The sequence below is a fragment of the Limnochorda sp. LNt genome (assembly GCF_035593265.1).
GTDB lineage: Bacteria > Bacillota > Limnochordia > Limnochordales > Geochordaceae > Geochorda > Geochorda subterranea.
On the sequence record NZ_CP141614.1, the window covers coordinates 1570557 to 1591059 of the forward strand.

Genomic DNA, 20503 nt, shown 5'->3' on the forward strand with positions numbered 1-20503 from the left:
GGGTCGCCGACGGCTCCGCAGCCGGTACCAGCGGGCCCACCCCCCGTCCGTCAGGAGGGCTCGGACGCCCGGGCCGCTGCCGGCACCGCCCCGATGCTGGCGGCCTCCTGCGGGCCGTCGGTCAAGCGGCCGAAGAGGGTCCACGTGTTGACCGCCTCGACCCGCACGTCGACCAGCTGCCCGACGAGGCGGGTCCGAGCCGACGGGGGCGCGTCGAATACGACCACCTTGTTGGTGCGGGTGCGCCCCGACAGGCGCTCGGGGTCCTTCTCGCTGGCGCCCTCGACCAGGATCTCCTCGACCCGACCCCGGTAGACCTGGTTGCGCTCCAGACTGATGGCGTTTTGCAGCTCGATGAGGCGCTGGATGCGCTCCCGCTTGACGGGCTCGGGCACCGGATCCGGCAGCCGCAGGGCCGCCGTGCCGGGCCTCGGCGAGTAGACGAAGGTGAAGGCCCCGTCGAACCTCACCGCGCGCACGAGTTCGAGCGTGGCCTCGAAGTCTCGCTCGGTCTCGCCGGGGAAGCCCACGATGATGTCGGTGGTGACCGCCAGATCCGGGATGCGGCGCCGCATCGCCGTCACCTGCTCGACGAACTCCTCGGCCGTGTATCGGCGGCCCATGCGGTGCAGGATGCGGTCGCTGCCCGACTGCACCGCCAGGTGGATGTGCTCCATCACCTTGGGCAGCTCCGCCATGGCCTCGATCAGCTCCTCGGTCACCTCCCGGGGGTGATTGGAGGTGAACCGCAGCCGCTCGAGCCCCTCGATGCGGCTCAGGCGCCGCAGGAGCCGGGCCAGGGTGATGCCGCGCTCGGGCAGGTCTCGGCCGTAGGCGTTGACGGTCTGCCCCAGCAGCGTCACCTCCCGCACGCCCTCGGCCACCAGGCTCCGCACCTCTTCCTCGATGGCCTCGGGCCGTCGGCTGCGCTGCCGACCGCGGGTGTTGGGGACCACGCAAAAGGTGCAGCGGTAGTCGCAGCCGTAGATGACGCTGACGAAGGCGGTGACCGAGCCGGGCTCCCGCAGGACGGGCAGCCCCTCGACGATGGGCCCCTCGTCGTGCCAGACCTCCACCACCCGCCGGCCGGTCTCCATCACCTGCTGCAGGAGCTCGGGGAAGCGGTGCAGGTTGAGGGTGCCCATGATGAGATCGACGTGCGGCAACGACACCTGCATCCGCTCCAGCTCGGGCCGTTGCTGGGGCATGCAGCCGGTCAGCCCGATGATCAGGTCCGGCCGCCGCTCCTTGAGCTGGCGCAGGCTCGAGACCTGACCGTAGATCTTGCGCTCCGGGTTCTCGCGGACGCTGCAGGTGTTGAACAGGATGAGATCGGCCTCGTCCATGCGATCCGTGAAGCCGTAGCCCATCCGGGCCAGCATCCCGGCCAGGGTCTGGGAGTCCCGCACGTTCATCTGGCAGCCCAGGGTGACGATGTGCGCGAGCCGACCCCGTCTCGTCGAAGCCGGCGGCATCGCGCGGGCGTTGGCCTCACCGTTCACGTCCAAGCCCGTCCCCCTCTTGCGATGCGACAGCGAAGCAGCCGCCCGCCGCCTCGCCGGCGGGGGCCTGCGACCTGCACCGACCATTATAACCGGGGCGGCCTAGATGCGCAGTAAGGTGTCGACCGGTGCGTGGTCGTCCGTCAGCAAGGGCACGTCGCCGGTGGAAATGGCCTCGACCACCAGCGAGCGGGCGTACAGCGACGACCCCGGCGGCAGCCGGCCCTCCCGCTCCAGGGATGCGATCCGCTCCTGGAAGGCCTGCGGGCTCAACGCCGGCTGATTGGTGGCCAGGACGATGATGTTGCGCTGGACGGGGTCGATGGCGCTGCCGGAGGTGGTACCGACCGGCAAGACGTAGACCGTGTCGAAGACGGCCTGCATGCTCTTGAGCATGGAGCGGAAGAGCAGGCTGTGACGACCGGAGAGCGCTCCGATGATGTTGGAGGCCACCACGCCGTCAGGGGTCAGCCGGGCCTCCAGCTCCTCGAAGAACTCCACGGTGGCGAGATGGAACGGGATCGAGTGCGCGAAGTAGGCGTCCAGGAAGATCGCGTCGTAGCGGTGTGGCGAGCGACGCACGAAGAGCCGCCCGTCCTCCGCCACGATCCGGAGCCTGGGGTCGTCCAGGGGCACCTGGAAGTATCGGTGGGCCACCGCCACGACCTCGGGGTCCAGCTCCGCCACGTCCATCGTCAGATCGCGGTAGGTAGCCAGGAAGTTCTTGGGCACCGACCCGCCGCCCAGCCCCACCATCAGCAGCTGCCGGGCGTCGGGCACGAGGCCCATGGCGACGTGGAAGTAGCGGGTGTACCAGAAGACCAGATCGTCGGGACGCTCCCGGTCCATGGCGCTTTGCCAGGAGTCGTCGAACTTGAGGTACCGGATGCCGCCCGGGTCGTCCACCACCAGGATGTGGTGATAGACGCTGTCGCGCTCGTAGAGGATCTCGCCGCGGCCCTGGGCGATGCCGGTCCAGCCGGCACTGCCCAGCCCGGCGACCAGGCTGGCCGCCGCGACGCCCACCGCGACCAGCGCCCACAAGAGGGTGCGGCCGGATGCCTGCCGCCCGCCTGTGGCCGCCCGGCGCGAGGCGGCACGGGCCGACGTCCGTGAGGCCGTAGCCGCGCTGGCCGGCCGCTCGGCTGCAGCGGCCATGCCCCTCCGGTGACCCCAGATGACCACGACCAGCCCCAACACCACCAGGATCCCGCCGAACAGGTAGAGGATGTGGGTGACGCCCAGCCATGCCACCAGGTAGAAGGCGGTGAAGAGCGTGCCGACGATGCTGCCCGCCGTCGAGATGGCGTAGAGCATGCCGGCCGTGGTGCCGATGGTCTGCAGGCGCTCGGCCGCCAGGCGGATGGCGTAGGGCGAGACCGTGCCCAGGAAGAGCCCCGGCAAGAAGAAGAGCACCAGCGCCGACAGCAGGGAGCCCTCCCGGATGCCGATGCCCGTGTTGATCATCCAGAAGTTGAAGGGCCCCGCCCAGAGCGGCATGGTGGAGACGAAAGCGCCGGGCGCCACGATGAGCCAGCCCATCCACTCCGGATGGGGCCGCCGGTCGGCCAGGCGGCCACCGAGGAAGTAGCCGGCGGTCAGGGCCGCCAGCACCACGGAGATGAGGCTGCCCCAGACGTAGATGGAGTTGCCGAAGTAGGGAGCCAGGATCCGGCTCCCCACCATCTCGAGCCCCATCAAGACCGCGCCCGCGAGGAAGACGACACCTGCCAGCATCGTGCGCTCCTCTTCACGGGGTCCTACTGCATCAGCAGCCCGGCCAGGGCCAGCACCACACCCGCCAGCGACGCGGCCATCAGCCAGCGATTCTGCGTGCGCAGCTGCTCGACCTGAGCCTGCAGCTCGCCCGGCGGAGCGGCGGTCGCGCCGCCCTCCCTCACCAGGCTGCGCACGATCTCGTCGGTGCGTGACCGCTCCAGATCGAGGCTGGCGCGCAGCGAGGCGATCTCGTTGCGCAGCGCGTCTCGCTCCTGCTGCCAGGCCGCGAGCTGCTGGTCCACTGCCCGGGTGTCTCGTCCCTGCTGCTGGAGCTGCTCTCGGATTTGGGCGAGCTCCTGGCGCAGGCTGGCCAGCTCCTCCGTCGAGGAGCGCAGCACCTGCCCGGCCTGCTCCGGCGAGATGCCGCTGGCGCTCAAGGAGCGCACCAGGCTGTCGAGGCTGCCCGTCACCGCCTGGAGCCGCTGATCCAGCCGCCCGATTTGGGTCGTCAATTCGTCCGCTCGCTGGCGTTGACCTTCCAGGGATTGCTGGAGGGTCTGGATGGTCGACCGCAAGGCCTGGATCTCGCCGGCCGAGGCTTGCAGACGCTGGGAGGTGGCCTGCCCTGCGGTCTCCAGGCGCTCCGTCAGGCCCGTCCCCAGCTGCGCGAGCTGCTGGCGCAGATCGGCGTCGGCCAGCGCCATCTCCTCGCTCAGGTCGTCGAGCCGGATCTGCAGGTCCTGCACCACCGTGCCCAGGCCCCTGGCGACGCTCTCGACCTGGGTCAGCCGTTGCGAGACCGCGCTGAGCTGCTGGTTGAGGGCCTGCGTGGCCTGGTTCAGCTGCTGCCCCAGGGCATCGGTGGTCTGCGTCAGCCGCCGGTCGACCTCGGTCGCGTACTGCAGCACGTCGGTCAGCTTGACATCGATGCGCCCCACCTCACGCGCCTGCTCGTCGAGCCGCTGCGCCAGCTGGGTGCGTTGCTCCTGCCAGCGAGCCAGCTCGGTGCGGAACTCGTTGGTCAGCTGGCGCACCAGCTGCAGGTCGTCACCCGTCAGGCGAGCCTGGCCTCGCTCGACGTCTTGCAACAGGCGTGCCACCACCGAGGCCAGCGTGAACCGATCGACGGGACGGGACCCGTCGAAGCGCCCGGCCTGCAGGGTGATGTACCCGCGCTGCACCAGCGTCACGACCGCCTGGTAGGCCCAGTGATCCGGGGGCACGTCGGCGATGGCGGGAGTGCCCGCCGCCCCCTGGGCCGACGCCGCGGGGGCCCAGGCGATGCCCAGCACCGGGGCGGCGGCGAGTGCGACGAGCAGTGCCAGCCCCCACCCTCCCCGCGACCATCCGAGCCGCATCGAGCCAAGCCGGTAGCCGACCATTGCCGCTCCCCATTCCCTCCGTAACTTGCCAGCGACTGCCACGACCGAGCCTCGTCCCGCCGCCTAGGGCGTCGGACGTTGCTGCACGGGCACCGTCAGGCTCGGCGCCTGGCCCTGGGGCGTGATGCGGTAGACGACCTGGCCCGCCGCGTCGCGCAACACCACCGAGACGACCTGCACCCGCCCCTGCCCTGCCGCCCGAGCCTGCAGGCGCAGCACCGCCAGCGTGGCATCGCCGAGGCCCGGGACGGGATGTGCCGCGTCGATGGCCACCCGCCCCGCCTCGTTGTCGGCCGTGGCCTCGAAGACGCGAACGCTGTCGGCACCGGTCCCCCTGGCGCCCGACGATCCCAACACGAAGTAGGTGCCCCGGTCCACGGCCAGGGACTCACCGACGAGCTGCAGCACCGCCGGATCGAAGGCGACCACGACCTGGGCGGTGGCGAACTCCGGCAGGTTGCGGCCACGAACCTCCACGTGCACCGTCTCCCCCACACGCCGCGCCGATCCGTCCCACCCGGAGCCGGGACGCACCAGCACCTCGGCGTCGAGCCTGGGCACCGCCACCGTATTGGTGGGGGCGGGCAGCTCACCTGCACCGGTGTAGGTGACCCGCAGCGAGTACGGCACGTTGCCGGTGACGCCGGTCGGCATCACCAGCCAGCTCAGCTGCATCGACTCGCCAGGCTCCAGGGTGCCGACGAAGCGGCGGCTGTCGTCGCCGGGCGCGATCGCCAGGCCATAGGGCGTGATCAGCTGCGCCACCACGCCGTAGGCGTCCGCTCCCCCGTCGTTGCGCACCGAGCCGGTCACCTCGAAGGGCGACGGGCTCCAGCGGCCGTCCACCACCTCGAGGCGGCTCGGCCCCCGCAGCTGCAACGACAGCCGCGCCGGGTCCACGACCCGGATCGAGCGACGGGCCACGTTGGGCTCCGCGTTGGTCGCCTCGGCCCGCACGGAGAAGGTGAGGGTGCCGGCGGAGCGAGCCGTCACCCGTACCGCCCACGCCACCTGGGCCGTCTCGCCCGCCGGCAGATCGCCCAGGCTCCGGCTCGCCGAAGCCCCCTCGACGAGGGCCAGGCCCTGCGGCAGCTCCAGTCGGACCCGGGTGTCGAGGGCCGCGCCCCGCCCGGTGTTTTGGACGTAGGCCACGATGGAGATGGGATCCGCCTGGCCGATGACGGCCATCTCGGGACTGGAGAGCCCGATGGCTAGGTCGCCAGGGACGATGCTCAAGCCGCCCAGACCGTAGTAGACCACCACCGAGCGGCTTTCCCCGGGCTGCAGCTCCACCGGATCGAAGAAGAGCGCCACCGCGCTGTCGAGTTCGTACTCGCCCTTGCGCTCGAACGTGCGCCCGGGCTGGAAGTCGAACTCCCAGAGGCTCTCGCGCAGGACTCCCCAGTTGGTGAAGTAGATCCGCGACGGCGGGGTCACCTCGCCGCCCCGCAGCATGCCCTGCGCCACCACGGCGGGCTGGGTCAGCGAGTCGAAGACCTGCCAGAACTCGGGGAGGCCCGCCTGGGTCCCGGCGATCTGGGTGTCGGTCTCGATGGCCCGCTCGCCGACGCGGAAGGGCGCCCCGTCGTTGCTGCCCGCCATGGTGTCGATGACGACCCGCAGGCCGACCCGGTGGGGCAGGCGATCGCGGTTGGTGGCGACGTACTCGATGCGCGCCGTGTCGAGCAACCCGGTGGTGGGCCCGCGGGCGATGCTGAGGCGCTGCACCACCTCGATGCCCTGGGGATACTCCCACGCCGCGTCGATGCGCCGGCCCTGCTCGGCCAGTCGTGGCGAGAGGGCCATCGTGCCGAAGGGGCCGCTCGAGCCCGCCGGCCGGTGGGTGGGCCCGCCGAAGACGTACGACGTCCCGTCGATCTGGACGGTGGTGAACGACGTCCACGGCTCCGCGCCGCCGTAGATGAGCGGGCGGTTGTCGTCATCGGCCCGCTCCGGATTGCCTCCGGTGGTGCTGACCGAGAAGCGGCCCGTCGCATCGGGGGAGCCGTTGACCACGATGCGGATGAACTCGTTGGCGAGCTCGAGCCGCTCGGCTCCCTCGGCCGACGCCGCGCCGGCGACCGCCCATCCCGTCTGCGCGGCGAGGCCCAATGCCACCGACAACCCCAGCGCCACCGCGAGGCGCCCTGCCCAGCCCGGGCCGATCCGCTCCCCCGGTCGGTGCCGAGTGCGCGTCGAGGCCTTGCCGGCCGCGTGCCGTCTGGTCATCCCGTCTCTCACACCTGCCTGCGTCGGTCAGCGACGATGGTCGTCACAGATAGCGGACCCGCTCGTCCAGCAGCCGGAAGCTGACGCGGGGCTCGGCGCGTCCCTGCTCGTCCCGATCGATGGTGAACTCGAACAAGACGGAGACCTGGTAGGGTCGCCCGACGGAGGAGGGCTTGAACTGCCAGCGCTCCGCCACCCAACGGCTGGCCACGGTGTCGAGGGTGGCGTTGCCCGAGCTCTCGCTCACCGTCACCCCCGCGACCTTGCCGTCGCCCCCCACCTGCACCGCCAGCGTCACCCGGCCCTCCACGCCGTAGGTGACCGCGTTCTTGGGATAGTCGGGGCTGCCCGTCGGAACCACGACGGCGGAGGTCAGGTCGGGCTCGGCAGGCCCCGCGGGCGGATTGCCCTGTCGGACGCCGCCGGTCCCCTCGCCGCCGGGCCTCGCCACCGCCCCCTGGGCCTGGGCGCCCTGGTCCGGTGTCGCACCCTGCCCCTCACGACCGGACGGCTGGGTGGTGGTGGGCGCGCCGGTCGTCGCCCGCACCGGGCTGCGCTCGGAGGCGAGCACCTCCTGGGAGGCGCGGGCGGGGGCCGGCGGGGTGCTCGGCGTGGGTGGGGCTGCCGTCTGCCTGCCGGAGGAGGCCTGCGTGCTCGTGCCTGGCGGCTGCGTGGCCGGCCGCGGCTGAGCCGCGACGGCGGTGGCGGCCGCCGGTTGGGAGGGACGCGGCGTGGTCTGCCCCGACCCGCCCGGTGCCGAGCGCTGCTGGGTGGTCGTCCGTGGGGAGACCGTCGGCTGCGGTGCCTGGGGCACCGGGATCACCTGCACCACGGCCCCCTCCCCCATCGGTACCACGAACCGCTCGACCGCCAGCACCCTGGAGAGGAGCACCAGGAGCACCGCGTGCAACACGAGGGAGACCAACACGAAGGGCTCCAGCCGACCCGGCTGCGTGGACGAGCCCGCTGGCACACTCATCGACTCACCCCCACCCTCGCCCTGCGCGTCGGCGAGGTCCCCGAGGCCGATCTCAAGGCGACGACGCCCCGCTCGTCTGCACCGCCAGGCCGAGCCGGTAGGCGCCCGCCCGGCGGAGGGCGTCGATGGCCTGCACGACCCGGTCGTACTGCACCTCCCGGTCGGCCCGCACGATGACCAGCTGGTCGGGGTGGCGCCGCACCGAGTCGCCCACCAGCGTGCTCATCTGCGCCAGGCTCACGGCCCGCCCATTGAGGAAGTACCGCCCCGACCGATCGATGCTGACCACCACCTCCGACGGAGCCTCTCGGGTGGCGGTCACGGCACGGGGCAGATCGAGGTTGAGGGTGGACGGGTTGGTGCGAAAGGTGGTGAAGACCATGAAGAAGGCCAGCAGGAAGAACATGACGTCGACCATGTTGATGATCTCGACGCGCGGGCGGTGGCGGCGGCTGCGCGTGATGGCCACGGGCGGTGGTCAGCTCCTTCCCCTGGCCTCGGAGACGAGCTGCAAGAACTCGGCGGCCGTGCGGTTGAGGGCGCTGACGCGCCGGTCGATGACGCCGGAGAGGTAGACGTAGATGAAGAGGACCGGGACCGCGATGATGAGCCCTGCCGCCGTGGTGATCAGGGCCTCGGCGATGCCGCTGCTGAGGCCCGACGGCTCGACGCCCTCCATGGCCGCCAGGATCCGAAAGCTGCGGATGATGCCCGTCACGGTACCCAGGAGGCCCAGCATCGGAGCGCCCGTGACGATGGCATCCAGCCAGGCCATGCGGGCCTCCATCTTGGCCACCTCCTCCTGGCCGACCCGCTCCACCCGGGCCCGCACCTCGTCGAGGGGCCTGTCCCAGGCCGCCAGGCCCTCGGCGAGCACGGCGGCGGTGGGCCCATTGGCACGTCGGATGAGCTGCATGGCCTCCAGCAAGCGCCCCTCGTGAACCAGCAGCCGCAACTGGTCCATGAGGTGGTCGGCGTGGTCGCGCAGGCGGGCGAAGTACCACAGGCGCTCGAGGCTGATGGCGACGGCGAGCACCGAGACGAACCCCAGCGGGATCATCACGGGCCCACCCTTGACCAGGACGTCGACGACGGCGGCAAACATCCAGATTCTCCCCCGAGCCCGCGGCCTGGGCTTCTCTTGATCGGGACGCTGGCAGGGATTTCGACGGGCTGCCAGGGATCCCTACCGTTGCGGGGCTCTTTCCGGATCCCCGCGTGCTGGCCGACGTGACGGTCTCCGGGGACCCCTCATACCTTCTCGCAACGGGCCGAGCGATTGGAGGGGTGGGGGTCTCTCAGAGGATCTTGTCGAGGAAGGCGCGGGTGCGGGCCTCGACGGGTCGGGAGAAGAGCTGCGCGGGTGGCCCCTGCTCGACGATGCGGCCGTCGTCCATGAAGATGACCCGGTGCGCCACCTCCCGGGCGAAGCCCATCTCGTGGGTGACGACCACCATGGTCATCCCCTCCCGGGCCAGCTCCACCATGACGTCCAGGACCTCCTGGATCATCTCGGGGTCCAGGGCCGAGGTCGGTTCGTCGAAGAGCATGATCTTGGGGCGCATGGCCAGCGCCCGGGCGATGGCGACCCGCTGCTGCTGGCCGCCGGAGAGCTGGGAGGGGTACGCCTGCGCCTTGTCGGGGATGCCGACCTTGGCCAGGAGCTCGAGGGCCGCTCGCCGGGCCTGCTCGGGAGGGATGCCCCGCACCTTGATGGGAGCCAGGGTGATGTTGTCGAGCACCGTCATGTGCGGGTAGAGGTTGAACTGCTGGAAGACCATCCCGACCTCGCTGCGCAACCGGATGAGCGGCGTGGCGGGGTCGTTGACGTCGAATCCGTCCACCACCACCTGTCCCCGCTGGATGGGCTCCAGGCGGTTGATGCACCGCAACAGCGTGCTCTTGCCCGATCCGCTGGGCCCGATGAAGACCACGACCTCGCCGGGCTGCACCGAGAAGTCGATGCCCTTCAAGACGTGCAGCCCGCCGAACCACTTGTGGACGTCGCGGAAGACGATGATGGGATCGGACGTGGCCGCCTCGACGCTCACGCGCTCGACTCCCTCCGTCGGCTCGGTCGCAGGTCATTCGCCTCGGGTGGCCCGGCTCCTGCGAGGCGGGGGCCGCCCGAGGCCCGCGACTCACGCGCTGACGAGGTGCCGGCTCTCGGGGAGCGCCGGCGGTCCGGTCCGCCCCGGCTGGAGCCGGTCCGGGGTGACGCTCATCAGGAGGAGTTCGTCAGGGTGGCCGTCCTCGTCGACGCGCATGCGGCCCTCCTTGCGGAAGCCGCACTTCTCGTAGCACCGGATGGCCCGGGGGTTGCTCCTCAGCACCCGCAGGTAGATCCGGCGCATCCCGCGCTGCTCGAAGGCGTAGCGCAGCAGGGTCCGGATGGCGTCGGTGCCCAGTCCCTGGTTCCACATCGCGGGAAAGCCGATACGGATGCGCAACTCCGCCTCCTTGCTGCGCCAGGCGATGTGATAGAGGTCGACGTCGCCGATGGGGCGGCCGCCAGGCCCTTCGATGATGAAGACCATGCGGTAGCGATCCTTGCGACCCTCCTCCAGCCACCGCCGGGTACCCTCGAGGGTGGCCGGGTACTCTCCCCGGGCGAACCGGGCCACCTCGGGGTCGAGCGACCAGGCCAGCAGGTGCGGGACGTCCTCCTCTCGGGCGGGTCGAAGGCTGATTCGATCCCCCTCGATGCGCATCTGAGCACTCCTCTGCCGGAAGGGCTAGGCCCGTGTTGGACTCGCCGCGTTGGCGACCTTCGCTTGGACCGCTGCGACGTGACGAGGGGACGTGCTCGGCCGGCGTCCGCCATCACCTGGCCTATTCGAAGCCGCGCGAGGCTACCCTTCAGGCAAGTGACGCCACGGGTCTCCTCCTTCTGGATGCGGCTCCAGTCGATGCCGGAGCAGGGCCAGCGCCGCGCGCTCGCGCCGGGAGACCACGGGCTGCGAGATGCCGAGGATCCGCGCCGCCTCGGACTGGCTCAGGCCGCGGAAGTAGCGCAGGTAGACGATGGCGCGCCATTCCGATGGCAGACCGGCCAGCGCCTGTCGCACGGCCAGGCGGTCGATCCAGGCGTCGGGCGATGGAGCCCCGGCCGGCTCCGGCCCGGCCTGCGCGGCAGACGGGTCGGGCTCCAGGGGCAGCGGATCGCTCAGCGCGCCGATGGCGGCGGCCAGCTCCGCGGCGTCCACCCCGAGGTCACCGGCCACCTCTCCCAGGGTCACCTCTCGGGAGGTCTGGCGCTCCAGGCGCTGCCGGACCGCCTCCGCGCGCGCTACCAGCGCCCGCGCCGTGCGAGCCCCGCTGACGGGCCGAGCCCTGTCCACCAGGCGCCGCACCTCGCCCAGCATGATGGGCACGGCGTACGTGGCGAAGGCGATGCCCAGATGGGGGTCGAACCGGGCCGCCGCCTGCACCAGCCCCAGCCGCGCCGCCTGCAGCAGATCCTCGTACGGCACCGCGGACCACCGGAAGCGGCGGGCGACGGCCACCACCAGGCCCTCGTGGGCCTCGGGCCGGACGGCCCTATCGGGCGAGGGGGCCGGCGGCCTGGCGGGCGGGCCGCTTGAGCATGCGCACACAGGTCCCCTCCCCCGGGGTGGAGTCCACCGACAGCGCGTCCACGTAGGTCTCGGCCACGGAGAAGCCGATGCCCAGGTGCTCGCCCCCCACCGACGAGTAGCCGGCCTCGCGGGCCCGATCCACGTCGGCGATGCCGAGGCCGCGGTCCTCCACCACGACCTCCAGGGCGCCCTCCACCACCCGCGCCGCCACCCAGACGGGTCCCGGCTGGCCGGCGGGATAGGCGTGGACGATGCAGTTGGCCACGATCTCGGAGACGGCCAGCTTGAGATCCTCGATCTCCTCGACGGTGAAGGGCAGGCGCGCCGCGAAGGCTGCCACCACCGCCCGGGCGAAGGCCAGATTGGCGGTGTCGGCTGGGATGCGCAGCACGAAGCTGTCGCGGGTCTGGCCCCAGCCGCTCGCCAGCCGCCGGGGCGTCTCCCACCGATGTCCGTTCATGTCGGGTGCTGCCGCCTCCTTCGCCGGCGGCCGCGGCCTTGCTTGCGCGGCGCAAGACGCGCCAGCGCCTCGGCCTCACTGTCGGCCAGCTCCACCAGTCGCAGGGCGCCGCTGATCTCCAGCATCCGCCGGACCCGGGCGTTGGCGTCGACCACCACCAGGCGGCCACCCCGGGCCAGCGCGGCCCGGTAGCGCCCCAGGATCACCGCGATCCCCGTGCTGTCGAGAAACGACAGGCCCTTCAGGTTGAGTACGATGTGGCGCAGGTCCGACCCGGCGTTCCAGGCCTCCTCGACGGGGTCGCGCAGCTGGGCGGCAGAGACCATGTCCAGGTCCCCCTCGACGCGGGCCACCAGCACCGGACCCTGGCGCACGACTTCGACATGAATGGCCAACGAAGCCGCATGACCTCCTGCGACGTCTCGATGTCCCCTTAGTTCGCCTCAGGAGCCACGAGCCTCCTCTCGACAGGAAGCCAGACCTGCATGAACGCTCGGAGATGGCGGCCCACCAGGGCCCGCCACGGTGCGACCTCGACCGGCTGGGCCACCTTGACCGGCACCTCCGCGAGGACCCGATCCGTACCGGCCTCCAGCAGGCGCACGCGGCCCACCTCGGCGTCGGCCGCCAGCGGGGCCGCCAGACGCTCGGGCAGGTCGGCCCGCTGGACCACCTCCACCCGACTGCCCCGCTCCACCGTCATGAAGGCGTCGCTGGCCAGCACCAGGGGGACGTAGGCCGGCTGGCCCCGCGCCACCTCCACGATCCCTACCGTGTCGCCGGCGGATGCCAGGCGCCGCGCCTCGTAGCGACGGAAGCCCCAGTCGAACAGGGTGCGCACGTCATCCTCCCGGGCCTGGGCCGTGGGGGCGCTCAGCGTGACGACGATGAGGCGCAGGTTGTCGCGTACCGCCGTCACGGCAATGCAGTAGCCCGCTTCGCTGGTCATGCCGGTCTTGAGGCCGTCGACGCCCGGATAGCGCCGCAGCAGGCGGTTGAAGTTGTAGAGCACCGGCCGCTGGATGCCGTCCTGGCGCATGGTGTACTCCCACGTCGAAACCATCTCCAGCAGGCCCGGGGTGCGCACGGCCTGCCGGGAGAGCAGGGCCAGGTCCAGCGCGCTGGCGACGTGAGGGCCCTGGTGGCCGGTCTCCTGAGGCGGCAGGCCCGAGGCGTTGGCGAACCGGGTGTTCTTCATGCCGAGGGCCCGGGCGCGGCGGTTCATCATGTCGACGAAGGCCTCCTCCGAGCCGGCCAGGGCCTCGGCCACCGCCACCGAGGCGTCGTTGGCGGAGCCGACGGCGATCGCGTAGAGCAGCTCCCGCAGGGTCATCCGCTCGCCGGGCTCCAGCCACACCTGGCTGCCCCCCATGGAGGCGGCCCGCTCCGAGGCCACCACCTCGTCGGCCATGCCGATGCGACCCTCGTGGACGGCCTCCAGCGCCAGCATGAGGGTCATGATCTTGGTGACGCTGGCCGGCGGCAGCGGCTCGTCGGGATTGCGGGCGTAGAGCACCTGACCCGTGGCGGCGTCCATCAGTACCGCCGCCCTGGAGGCGAGGCGCAGCTCGGGTGCCGCCGGGGGCGCCAGCGCCGGGAAGGAGGAGGGCGGGCCGGCTGGCCAGACCAGCCTCGCGGCGATCCAGACCGCCACGGCCGCCGTCGACACCGCCAGAAGAGTGGCCAGCCGCCGGACCACCCCCGCTCACCTCCCGGGACGCCTCGCGTCGTGCGGCCTATCCCTATGCGGCGGGCAACCCGCCCATGACGAGCCCGCCCGTCAGGCCAGGACGTCGGCGGCGAAGCTCCGGCCCGCGTCGAACCGTGCCGGGATGCCCAGGAGCTCGGCGACCGTGGCGGCGACGTCGGCGAAGGTCCGGCGCACCCCCAGGTCGACGCCGGGCCGGATGGCGGGCCCGGTCACCAGCAGCGGGACGTACTCGCGTGAGTGGTCCGTGCTGGGCGTGGCCGGGTCGTTGCCATGGTCGGCCGTCAGGATGAGGACGTCCCGCTCGCGCAGCTCGCCGAGCAAGCCCGGTAGCTGCCGGTCGAAGGCCTCCAGGCCCCGGGCGTAGGCCACGGGGTCGTTGCGATGCCCCCACAGCGTGTCGAAGTCGACGAGGTTGGTGAAGATCAGGCCCCGCTGCTGGCGGGTGCGCCGGAGAAGATCCAGGGTGGCGGCGACCCCCTCGTCGTTGTCGCGGGTGTGCACGGCCTCGGTGATGCCGCGTCCGGCGAAGATGTCCTCCACCTTGCCCACCGCCCAGACCGACAGGCCGGCTTCGACGAGACGATCCAGCAGGGTGGGCCGGGGAGGTGCCAGGCTGAAGTCGCGGCGGCGCGGCGTGCGCCTGAACGAGCCGGGCCGACCCTCGAAGGGGCGGGCGATGACCCGCCCCACGGCGTGGGGGCCGGTCAGGATGCGGCGAGCCGTCTCGCACATGCGATACAGCTCCTCCACCGGGATGACGGACTCGTGCGCCGCGATCTGGAAGACGCTGTCCGCCGAGGTGTAGACAATGGGCCGGCCCGTGCGCAGGTGCTCGGGTCCCAGCTCCTCGATGATGACCGTGCCGGAGGCGGGCTTGTTGCCCAGCACCTTGCGGCCGATGGCCGCCTCGAAGGCCTCGATCACCTCGGGCGGAAAGCCGTCGGGATAGACCGGGAAGGGCCTGTCCAACACCACGCCGGTCAGCTCCCAGTGACCCGTCGTCGTATCCTTGCCCGCGGCTTGCTCGGCCATCTTGCCGTAGGAGGCCTGCGGCCGCTCGGGGCATCCCACGCCGGGGATGGGCTCGATGCAGCCGAGGCCCAGGCGCTCGAGGTGCGGCACCTCGAGGCCCCCCACCGATTCGGCGGCGTGGCGCAGGGTATGGCTGCCCTCGTCGCCGAAGCGGGCAGCGTCGGGCAGCTCGCCGATGCCGACGCTGTCGAGGACGATCAGGCAGACCCGGTTCATCGTTGCGTGCGTCGCCATGATGCTCTCATCCTTTCGCCCCGTCGAGGCTCACCCGGTGGCCACCAGTCCCAGCGCCCTGGCCGCGGCCCAGCCCAGCATCTCCGCCGCGGCGGCCACGGCGGCCAGGGCTATCGAGACGGCCCCGCTGTAAGCGTACCGGGCGAAGTCCTCGCCGAGCCATGCGGGCGCGCGGGTCGCCACGGCCCTCGACAGGGCCAGGCTCCACCGGGCCGCTGCCCGGGAGGCCTGGACCGCCGCCCAGGTGGCCATCAGTTGCGCCGGTGCCAGCGCTACGGCCGCCGTGCCCACGCCGGCCCAACCCCACCGCGCCAGCGCGGAGGTCAGGAGCATCCCGCCGACGTAGGCCCGCAGCGCCACCGCGGCGAGCCCGAGGGGGGTGCCCACGCCCGTCAACCCCAGCAGCCAGATCCCGCCCGCGCCCAGCAGGAGATGACGTCCCAGCAGGGCCAGCATGGCCTCGGCCGGCGTGGCCCCCTGGGGCCAGGCCCATCCTGCGTACGAGGAGGGGACCGGTACCGGCAGGGGGGCCACCAGCCCGGCCCGCAGGCCCGCCCCCCAGGCCAAGGCCGCCAGAGCGGCGGGCGTCCAGTGCGTCAGGCGGTGGGCCAGTCCGTGCTCCTGCTGCCAGGCGACCGCCACGCCCCACCTCATGGCCACTCCCCCTCCCGGCGCCGGGGCGCCCCGCCCGCCATCGACGCCAGGAGCCGCCCCGCCGCCAGGCAGGCGTCGAAGAGGGGCGGGTCGTCGTCGTAGTGCCGCCCCATGCTCTCGGGCGGCACCGGCAGCACGGCCAGCGCCTCGGCGGGCGCCGGCTCCACCTCGACCACGCGGTGACGGGCCAGGATGCCGCTGCGGCTGGCCTGGCTCACGACCCGCCGGCGCCATGCCCGCGAGAGCGAGGACGGCAGGACGACCAGCGAGCGGCGCGAGGCCAGGCGCCCCAGTGCGGTCTGGTCGTGGTGGCTCAGGCCCCGGTGCCGGCCTCGCCGGTCCGCGATGGAGAGGCGCGGCACCACGACGGCCCTTCCCCCGAGCGCGCCCACCAGGTCGGCCACCGAGGCCACCTCCAGGCAGGTGGTACCCAGGGCGGTGCCGGTGCCGACCACCCCCGGCCCCGGCCCCACGATGGCGACGTCGGCGCCGGCCCGCTGGGCCACCGCCAGCGCCGAGGCCGCATGGACCGCCTCCAGATCGCCGCCGAAGGCCTGGCCCGAGCAGACGACCAGGTCGACCCACCGCCCGCGGCGCAGCGCCTCGAGCTGGTCGCTGAGGGCGGCGGGCAGGGCCGCCGAGTCGGTCATGACGTAGGCCACCCGGAGCCGCCCGCAGCCCCCCTGGGCCCAGCGAAGCCCGGCGACGATGGGTGCCAGCATGCTGTGGAGGGGCACCACGGCCACCGGCAGCCCTGCGAGGTCGAGGGCCTGGCGCACGGCCCGATGGTAGGGCGCTGCCGGCTCCTCCGCTGCCATGACGGCCAGCTGCAGGGGGGTGTAGCGCAGCTTGACGATGTGGCCCCGGCCACGGTCGGCGGGGCCGGTCAGCCGTCCGTGGGCGTCGAGCTCCGGCTCGAGCGGCGCCACCACCAGATGGCGGCCCCCCGTGCCGAGCCCCAGCGAGACGGCCGTGGTGTTGCACAGCACGCGCTGACCCGCTCGCCACCGCCGGGGCCCCAGGTCCACGAAGGCCCATGCCTCTCGGACGTGCGCCGGGTCAGGGGAGGCCCCCACCTCCACCAGCAGCCGCAGGCGGCGGGGGCCCGTCTCCCTCACTTCGCGGATGACGCCGGCCCGAAGCTCGATCACCAGCGGTCGGGCGGATCCGTCTCGACCGGCTCGCCTCAGCGCCCGGGCCGCCGCCCGAAGCCGCCGGGACGGCGGGGCTCCCCCCGGCCGTCTCGCCGGCGGCGCTCGTCACCGCCGCCTCGGGGCGCGGTCGGCTGTCCGTCGGCCTGTCGCTGAGAGGCGGGGAGCGCCTCCTTGCGGGAGAGGTTGATGCGCCCGAGCCGGTCGATCTCGGTCACCTTGACCAGTACCTCGTCGCCGACCTGCACCACGTCCTCGACGCGGCCGACCCGATCCGGTGCGAGCTCGGAGATGTGCACGAGCCCCTCCTTGCCCGGCAGGATCTCGACGAAGGCGCCGAAGCTGGTGGTGCGCTTCACCTTGCCCAGGTAGACGGCGCCGACCTCGACGTCGCGGACCAGATTCTGGATGATCTCGGCGGCCTTCTTGCCGCTCGCCTCGTCGGTGGAGGCGATGTAGACCCGCCCGTCGTCCTCCACGTCGATCTCTACGCCGGTCTGCTCGATGATCTTCCGGATCATCTTGCCGCCCGGGCCGATGACGTCGCGGATCTTGTCGACGGGGATCTCCAGGGTGATGATGCGCGGCGCCCTCGGCGACAGCTCCGGCCGCGGCTTGGGGATGACCTGCAACATCTTGTCGAGGATGAACAGGCGCCCGGCCCGGGCTTGCTCCAGGGCCCGGGCGAGGATCTCGCGGGTGATGCCGTGCACCTTGATGTCCATCTGGATGGCAGTGACGCCATCGACGGTGCCGGCCACCTTGAAGTCCATGTCGCCCAGGGCGTCCTCGATGCCCTGGATGTCGGTCAGCACGACGAACCGGTCCTGCCACTTGACCAGGCCCATGGCCACGCCGGCCACCGGCTTGCGGATGGGCACGCCGGCGTCCATCAACGCCAGGGTGCTGCCGCAGACGCTGGCCTGCGACGTGGAGCCGTTGGACTCCAGCACCTCGGAGACGAGCCGGATGGTGTAGGGAAACTCGGTTTCGGGCGGGATGACGGGCAACAGGGCCCGCTCCGCCAGCGCACCGTGGCCGATCTCGCGCCGGCCGGGGGCGCGCATGGGCCGCACCTCGCCCACGCTGTAAGGCGGGAAGTTGTAGTGGTGGATGTAGCGCTTACGATCCTCCTCGCGCAGGTCGTCGAGGAGCTGCTCGTCGGACTTGAGCCCCAGGGTGCAGGAGGTGAGCACCTGGGTCTGTCCGCGCACGAAGAGGCCCGATCCGTGCACCCGGGGCAGGAGCCCCACCTCGCAGTAGATGGGGCGGATCTCGTCGTAGGCCCGGCCGTCGGGACGCTCGCCGTCCTCCACGATCATGCGGCGGACCTCGTCCTTGAGCAGCTTGTCGAGGATGGTCTCGACGTCCTTGAGCAGGGGCGCCGCCTGCTCCTCTCCGCCGTGCTCGGCCACGAAGCGCTCCACGATCTCCTGCCGGGCCCGCTCCACGGCCTCCTCGCGGGCCATCTTGTCGGGGTTCTTGACGGCGGCAGCCAGCAGCGGGCGTCCGACCTGCTCGACCCACGCCTTGACCGCCGGGTCGGGCGTGAAGAGGGGCACCTCCACCTTGGGCTTGCCCACGTCGGCCCGCATCCGATCGATGAGGGCCACGATGCGCTGGATCTCCTCGTGGCCCCTCATGATGGCGTCGAGCATCTGCTCCTCGGGCACCTCGTCGGCGCCGGCCTCGACCATCATGATGGCGTCGCGGGTGCCGGCCACCACCAGGTTGAGCCGGCTGGTGCGCTGCTGGTCGGCCGTGGGGTTGACCACGATCTGCCCGTCGACCAGCCCCATCCGCACCGCACCCACCGGCCCCAGGAAGGGGATCTCGGAGATGGTGAGGGCGGCGGAGGCCCCGATGATGCCGAGCACGTCAGGAGGGGCGTCGTGGTCGACGCTGAGGGTGGTCACCACCACCTGCACGTCGTTGCGGAACCCCTCCGGGAAGAGGGGTCGGATGGGACGATCCACCATGCGGGCCGACAGGATGGCCGCCTCACCGGGCTTGCCCTCCCGTCGGCCCCAGCCGCCGGGGATCTTGCCCACGGCGTACATGCGCTCCTCGAAGTCCACCAACAGGGGGAAGAAGTCGATGCCCTCGCGGGGCTGGCGGGACATCGTGGCGGTCACCAGCACGACGGTGTCGCCGTAGCGGGCCCACACCGCCCCCCCGGCCTGGCGGGCCAATCGGCCGGTCTCCAGCACCAGCTCGCGCCCGGCCAGCTCCATCTCGTAGCGGCGTACGTCAAACATCGGCTCGCATCGTCCTCCTTGTGCACCCTACCGGCGCAAGCCGAGCCGCTCGACCACCTGGCGATACCGCTCGACGTCGGTGCGTTCGAGATAGTTGAGCAAGCCGCGGCGCTGGCCGATGAGCTTGTAGAGTCCCCGCCGGCTGTGGAAGTCCTTGCGGTGGACCTTGAGATGCTCGGTCAGGTCGTTGATCCGCTGGGTCAGCAACGCGATCTGGACCTCGGGCGAGCCGGTGTCGCCCTCGTGCCGGCGAAACTGGCTGATGAGGCTCTCCTTCACCTCGCGCGGAAGCGCCATCGAATCGAATCTCCTCCTTACCTCTCGCGAGCCCCCGCGGCCCAAGCCCGGTGCGGAGGAGACGCCGGGTTCGAGCGGCGGGTTTTCTGCGGCCACTGTATCACAACTGGTGACTCCGCTGAAGAGGGGGCCTCGGAGCCGCCAGGGAGAAGTATCGCGCGGCCGCTTGGCGGTCCGCCTCGATCTGTCGCACCAGCGCCTCGACGCTCGAGAATGGCACGACGGGCCGCAGGTGCTCCAGCAGATCGACCTTGACCCTCCGTCCGTAGAGTTCCCATCGCCCCTCGAGGACGTGCACCTCGAGCCAGCGCGCCCCGCCGCTGAACGTGGGCCGACGGCCGATGACGGCCAGGGACGGCAAGCGGTCCAGGGTGGCCAGGTAGACCCCATCCACCGGGAGCAGTTGGACCGGATCGGTCTCGACATTGGCCGTCGGGTAGCCGATCTGACGGCCCCGGCCGTCGCCCCTCACCACGGTCCCCTCGAGGCGATAGGGACGGCCCAGGGCCTCCGCCGCCTCGCGCACCCGCCCCTCCTCCAGCAGGCGCCGCACGAGGCTGGAGGAGACGACGCGCCCGTCGCGCTCGGCCGGCGGGACGATCCGCACCGCCAGGCCCAACGGCTCGCCCAGCGCCTGCAGGGTGCGGGCATCGCCCTGACGGCCCCGGCCGAAGCCGAAGTTGAATCCGACCACGGCTCCCCTGGCCCCCAGCCGCTCGCACAGCACGAGGCGGACGAAACTCTCCGGATCCATCGCCGCCAGCGCGCGGTCGAAGGTGATGACGCAGACCGCCTGCGCGCCGTGCTCCTGCAACAGCCGGATCCGGCTCGCCAACGGCGTCAACAGCGGCGGGGCCTGGTCGGGCTGCAAGACATGGCGGGGATGGGGATCGAACGTGACGGCTACCGGCGACGCCCCCAGCTGGGCGGCCAGGCGGCGGCTCTCGGCCAAGATGGCCTGGTGCCCCACGTGGACGCCGTCGAAGGTGCCGAGGGCGACGACCACCGCCGTGCCCGACGGCGGTGGCCCCGGGTGCCACGTCAGGTCGACGCGATGCTGGGCGGCCATCGACCGGTCCTTCCTAGGCGGGCTCCAGCGGGAGCAACCGGTCCGGATGCAGGCGCAGCGACGTCCCCTCGCCCTCGACTCTCGCCACGCCCAGGAAACGGCTTTGCTCGTCGTAGAGCCGCACGAAGTCACCTGCCTCCAGGTCGGCGGGGCGTCCCACGCCGGCCGGCCACCCGACCGGGGTGCCGTGAGCGGCCCGGCGGAGCTCCTCCCCTGCCAGTCGTACGGGCGGGAAGTGGCCCAACGCG

20 protein-coding genes are annotated in these 20503 nt (G+C 72.0%); all 20 read right to left on the reverse strand.

Going from position 1 to position 20503, the window contains the following annotated elements; translation table 11 throughout:
• Positions 1-50: 50 nt before the first annotated feature.
• Positions 51-1502 (reverse strand): tRNA (N6-isopentenyl adenosine(37)-C2)-methylthiotransferase MiaB, encoded by a 1452-nt coding sequence (gene miaB / locus VLY81_RS07385; RefSeq protein WP_324670361.1) that lies wholly within the window; start codon positions 1500-1502, stop codon positions 51-53.
• Positions 1503-1604: 102 nt separating this feature from the next.
• Positions 1605-3239, reverse strand: a complete 1635-nt coding sequence (locus tag VLY81_RS07390) for a fused MFS/spermidine synthase (RefSeq protein WP_324667525.1) — start codon at positions 3237-3239, stop codon at positions 1605-1607.
• Positions 3240-3262: 23 nt separating this feature from the next.
• Positions 3263-4579, reverse strand: coding sequence for a coiled-coil domain-containing protein (locus VLY81_RS07395; protein ID WP_324667526.1), 1317 nt, complete (start codon positions 4577-4579; stop codon positions 3263-3265).
• A gap of 87 nt (positions 4580-4666) precedes the next feature.
• The gene (locus VLY81_RS07400; RefSeq protein WP_324667527.1) at positions 4667-6832 is read right to left on the reverse strand and encodes an NEW3 domain-containing protein; all 2166 of its coding nucleotides are present in this window, start codon (positions 6830-6832) and stop codon (positions 4667-4669) included.
• Between the two features lie 43 nt (positions 6833-6875).
• Complete coding sequence (locus VLY81_RS07405; protein ID WP_324667528.1) at positions 6876-7811, reverse strand: TonB family protein; 936 nt, start codon at positions 7809-7811, stop codon at positions 6876-6878.
• Between the two features lie 52 nt (positions 7812-7863).
• The gene (locus VLY81_RS07410; protein WP_324667529.1) at positions 7864-8280 is read right to left on the reverse strand and encodes an ExbD/TolR family protein; all 417 of its coding nucleotides are present in this window, start codon (positions 8278-8280) and stop codon (positions 7864-7866) included.
• 9 nt (positions 8281-8289) lie between these two features.
• On the reverse strand, positions 8290-8916 hold the full coding sequence (locus tag VLY81_RS07415) for a MotA/TolQ/ExbB proton channel family protein (protein ID WP_324667530.1): 627 nt from the start codon (positions 8914-8916) through the stop codon (positions 8290-8292).
• Positions 8917-9109: 193 nt separating this feature from the next.
• Positions 9110-9832 (reverse strand): amino acid ABC transporter ATP-binding protein, encoded by a 723-nt coding sequence (locus VLY81_RS07420; RefSeq protein ID WP_405001351.1) that lies wholly within the window; start codon positions 9830-9832, stop codon positions 9110-9112.
• Positions 9833-9952: 120 nt separating this feature from the next.
• Positions 9953-10522 (reverse strand): GNAT family N-acetyltransferase, encoded by a 570-nt coding sequence (locus VLY81_RS07425; protein WP_324667532.1) that lies wholly within the window; start codon positions 10520-10522, stop codon positions 9953-9955.
• Between the two features lie 141 nt (positions 10523-10663).
• Entirely contained in the window at positions 10664-11407 is a 744-nt protein-coding gene (locus tag VLY81_RS07430) for a sigma-70 family RNA polymerase sigma factor (RefSeq protein WP_324667533.1), read from the reverse strand.
• Positions 11352-11849: an ATP-binding protein gene (locus tag VLY81_RS07435; RefSeq protein WP_324667534.1), complete on the reverse strand. Its 498-nt coding sequence runs from the start codon at positions 11847-11849 to the stop codon at positions 11352-11354. The genes VLY81_RS07430 and VLY81_RS07435 overlap by 56 nt, the downstream gene beginning before the upstream one ends.
• On the reverse strand, positions 11846-12244 hold the full coding sequence (locus tag VLY81_RS07440) for an STAS domain-containing protein (protein WP_324667535.1): 399 nt from the start codon (positions 12242-12244) through the stop codon (positions 11846-11848). The genes VLY81_RS07435 and VLY81_RS07440 overlap by 4 nt, the downstream gene beginning before the upstream one ends.
• Positions 12245-12282: 38 nt before the next feature.
• Positions 12283-13548, reverse strand: coding sequence for a D-alanyl-D-alanine carboxypeptidase family protein (locus VLY81_RS07445; protein WP_324667536.1), 1266 nt, complete (start codon positions 13546-13548; stop codon positions 12283-12285).
• Between the two features lie 81 nt (positions 13549-13629).
• Entirely contained in the window at positions 13630-14826 is a 1197-nt protein-coding gene (locus VLY81_RS07450) for a phosphopentomutase (RefSeq protein WP_324667537.1), read from the reverse strand.
• 30 nt (positions 14827-14856) lie between these two features.
• Entirely contained in the window at positions 14857-15480 is a 624-nt protein-coding gene (locus VLY81_RS07455; RefSeq protein WP_324667538.1) for a stage II sporulation protein M, read from the reverse strand.
• A complete protein-coding gene (locus tag VLY81_RS07460) occupies positions 15477-16631 on the reverse strand; it encodes a DUF3866 family protein (RefSeq protein WP_324667539.1) in 1155 nt (384 codons plus the stop codon). The genes VLY81_RS07455 and VLY81_RS07460 overlap by 4 nt, the downstream gene beginning before the upstream one ends.
• A gap of 35 nt (positions 16632-16666) precedes the next feature.
• Entirely contained in the window at positions 16667-18889 is a 2223-nt protein-coding gene (pnp, locus tag VLY81_RS07465) for a polyribonucleotide nucleotidyltransferase (RefSeq protein WP_324667540.1), read from the reverse strand.
• Between the two features lie 27 nt (positions 18890-18916).
• Entirely contained in the window at positions 18917-19186 is a 270-nt protein-coding gene (gene rpsO, locus VLY81_RS07470; protein ID WP_324667541.1) for a 30S ribosomal protein S15, read from the reverse strand.
• A 100-nt stretch (positions 19187-19286) separates the two neighbouring features.
• Positions 19287-20255, reverse strand: a complete 969-nt coding sequence (locus VLY81_RS07475; RefSeq protein ID WP_324667542.1) for a bifunctional riboflavin kinase/FAD synthetase — start codon at positions 20253-20255, stop codon at positions 19287-19289.
• 13 nt (positions 20256-20268) lie between these two features.
• Positions 20269-20499, reverse strand: a complete 231-nt coding sequence (locus VLY81_RS07480) for a tRNA pseudouridine(55) synthase TruB (protein WP_324670363.1) — start codon at positions 20497-20499, stop codon at positions 20269-20271.
• Positions 20500-20503 lie beyond the last annotated feature (4 nt).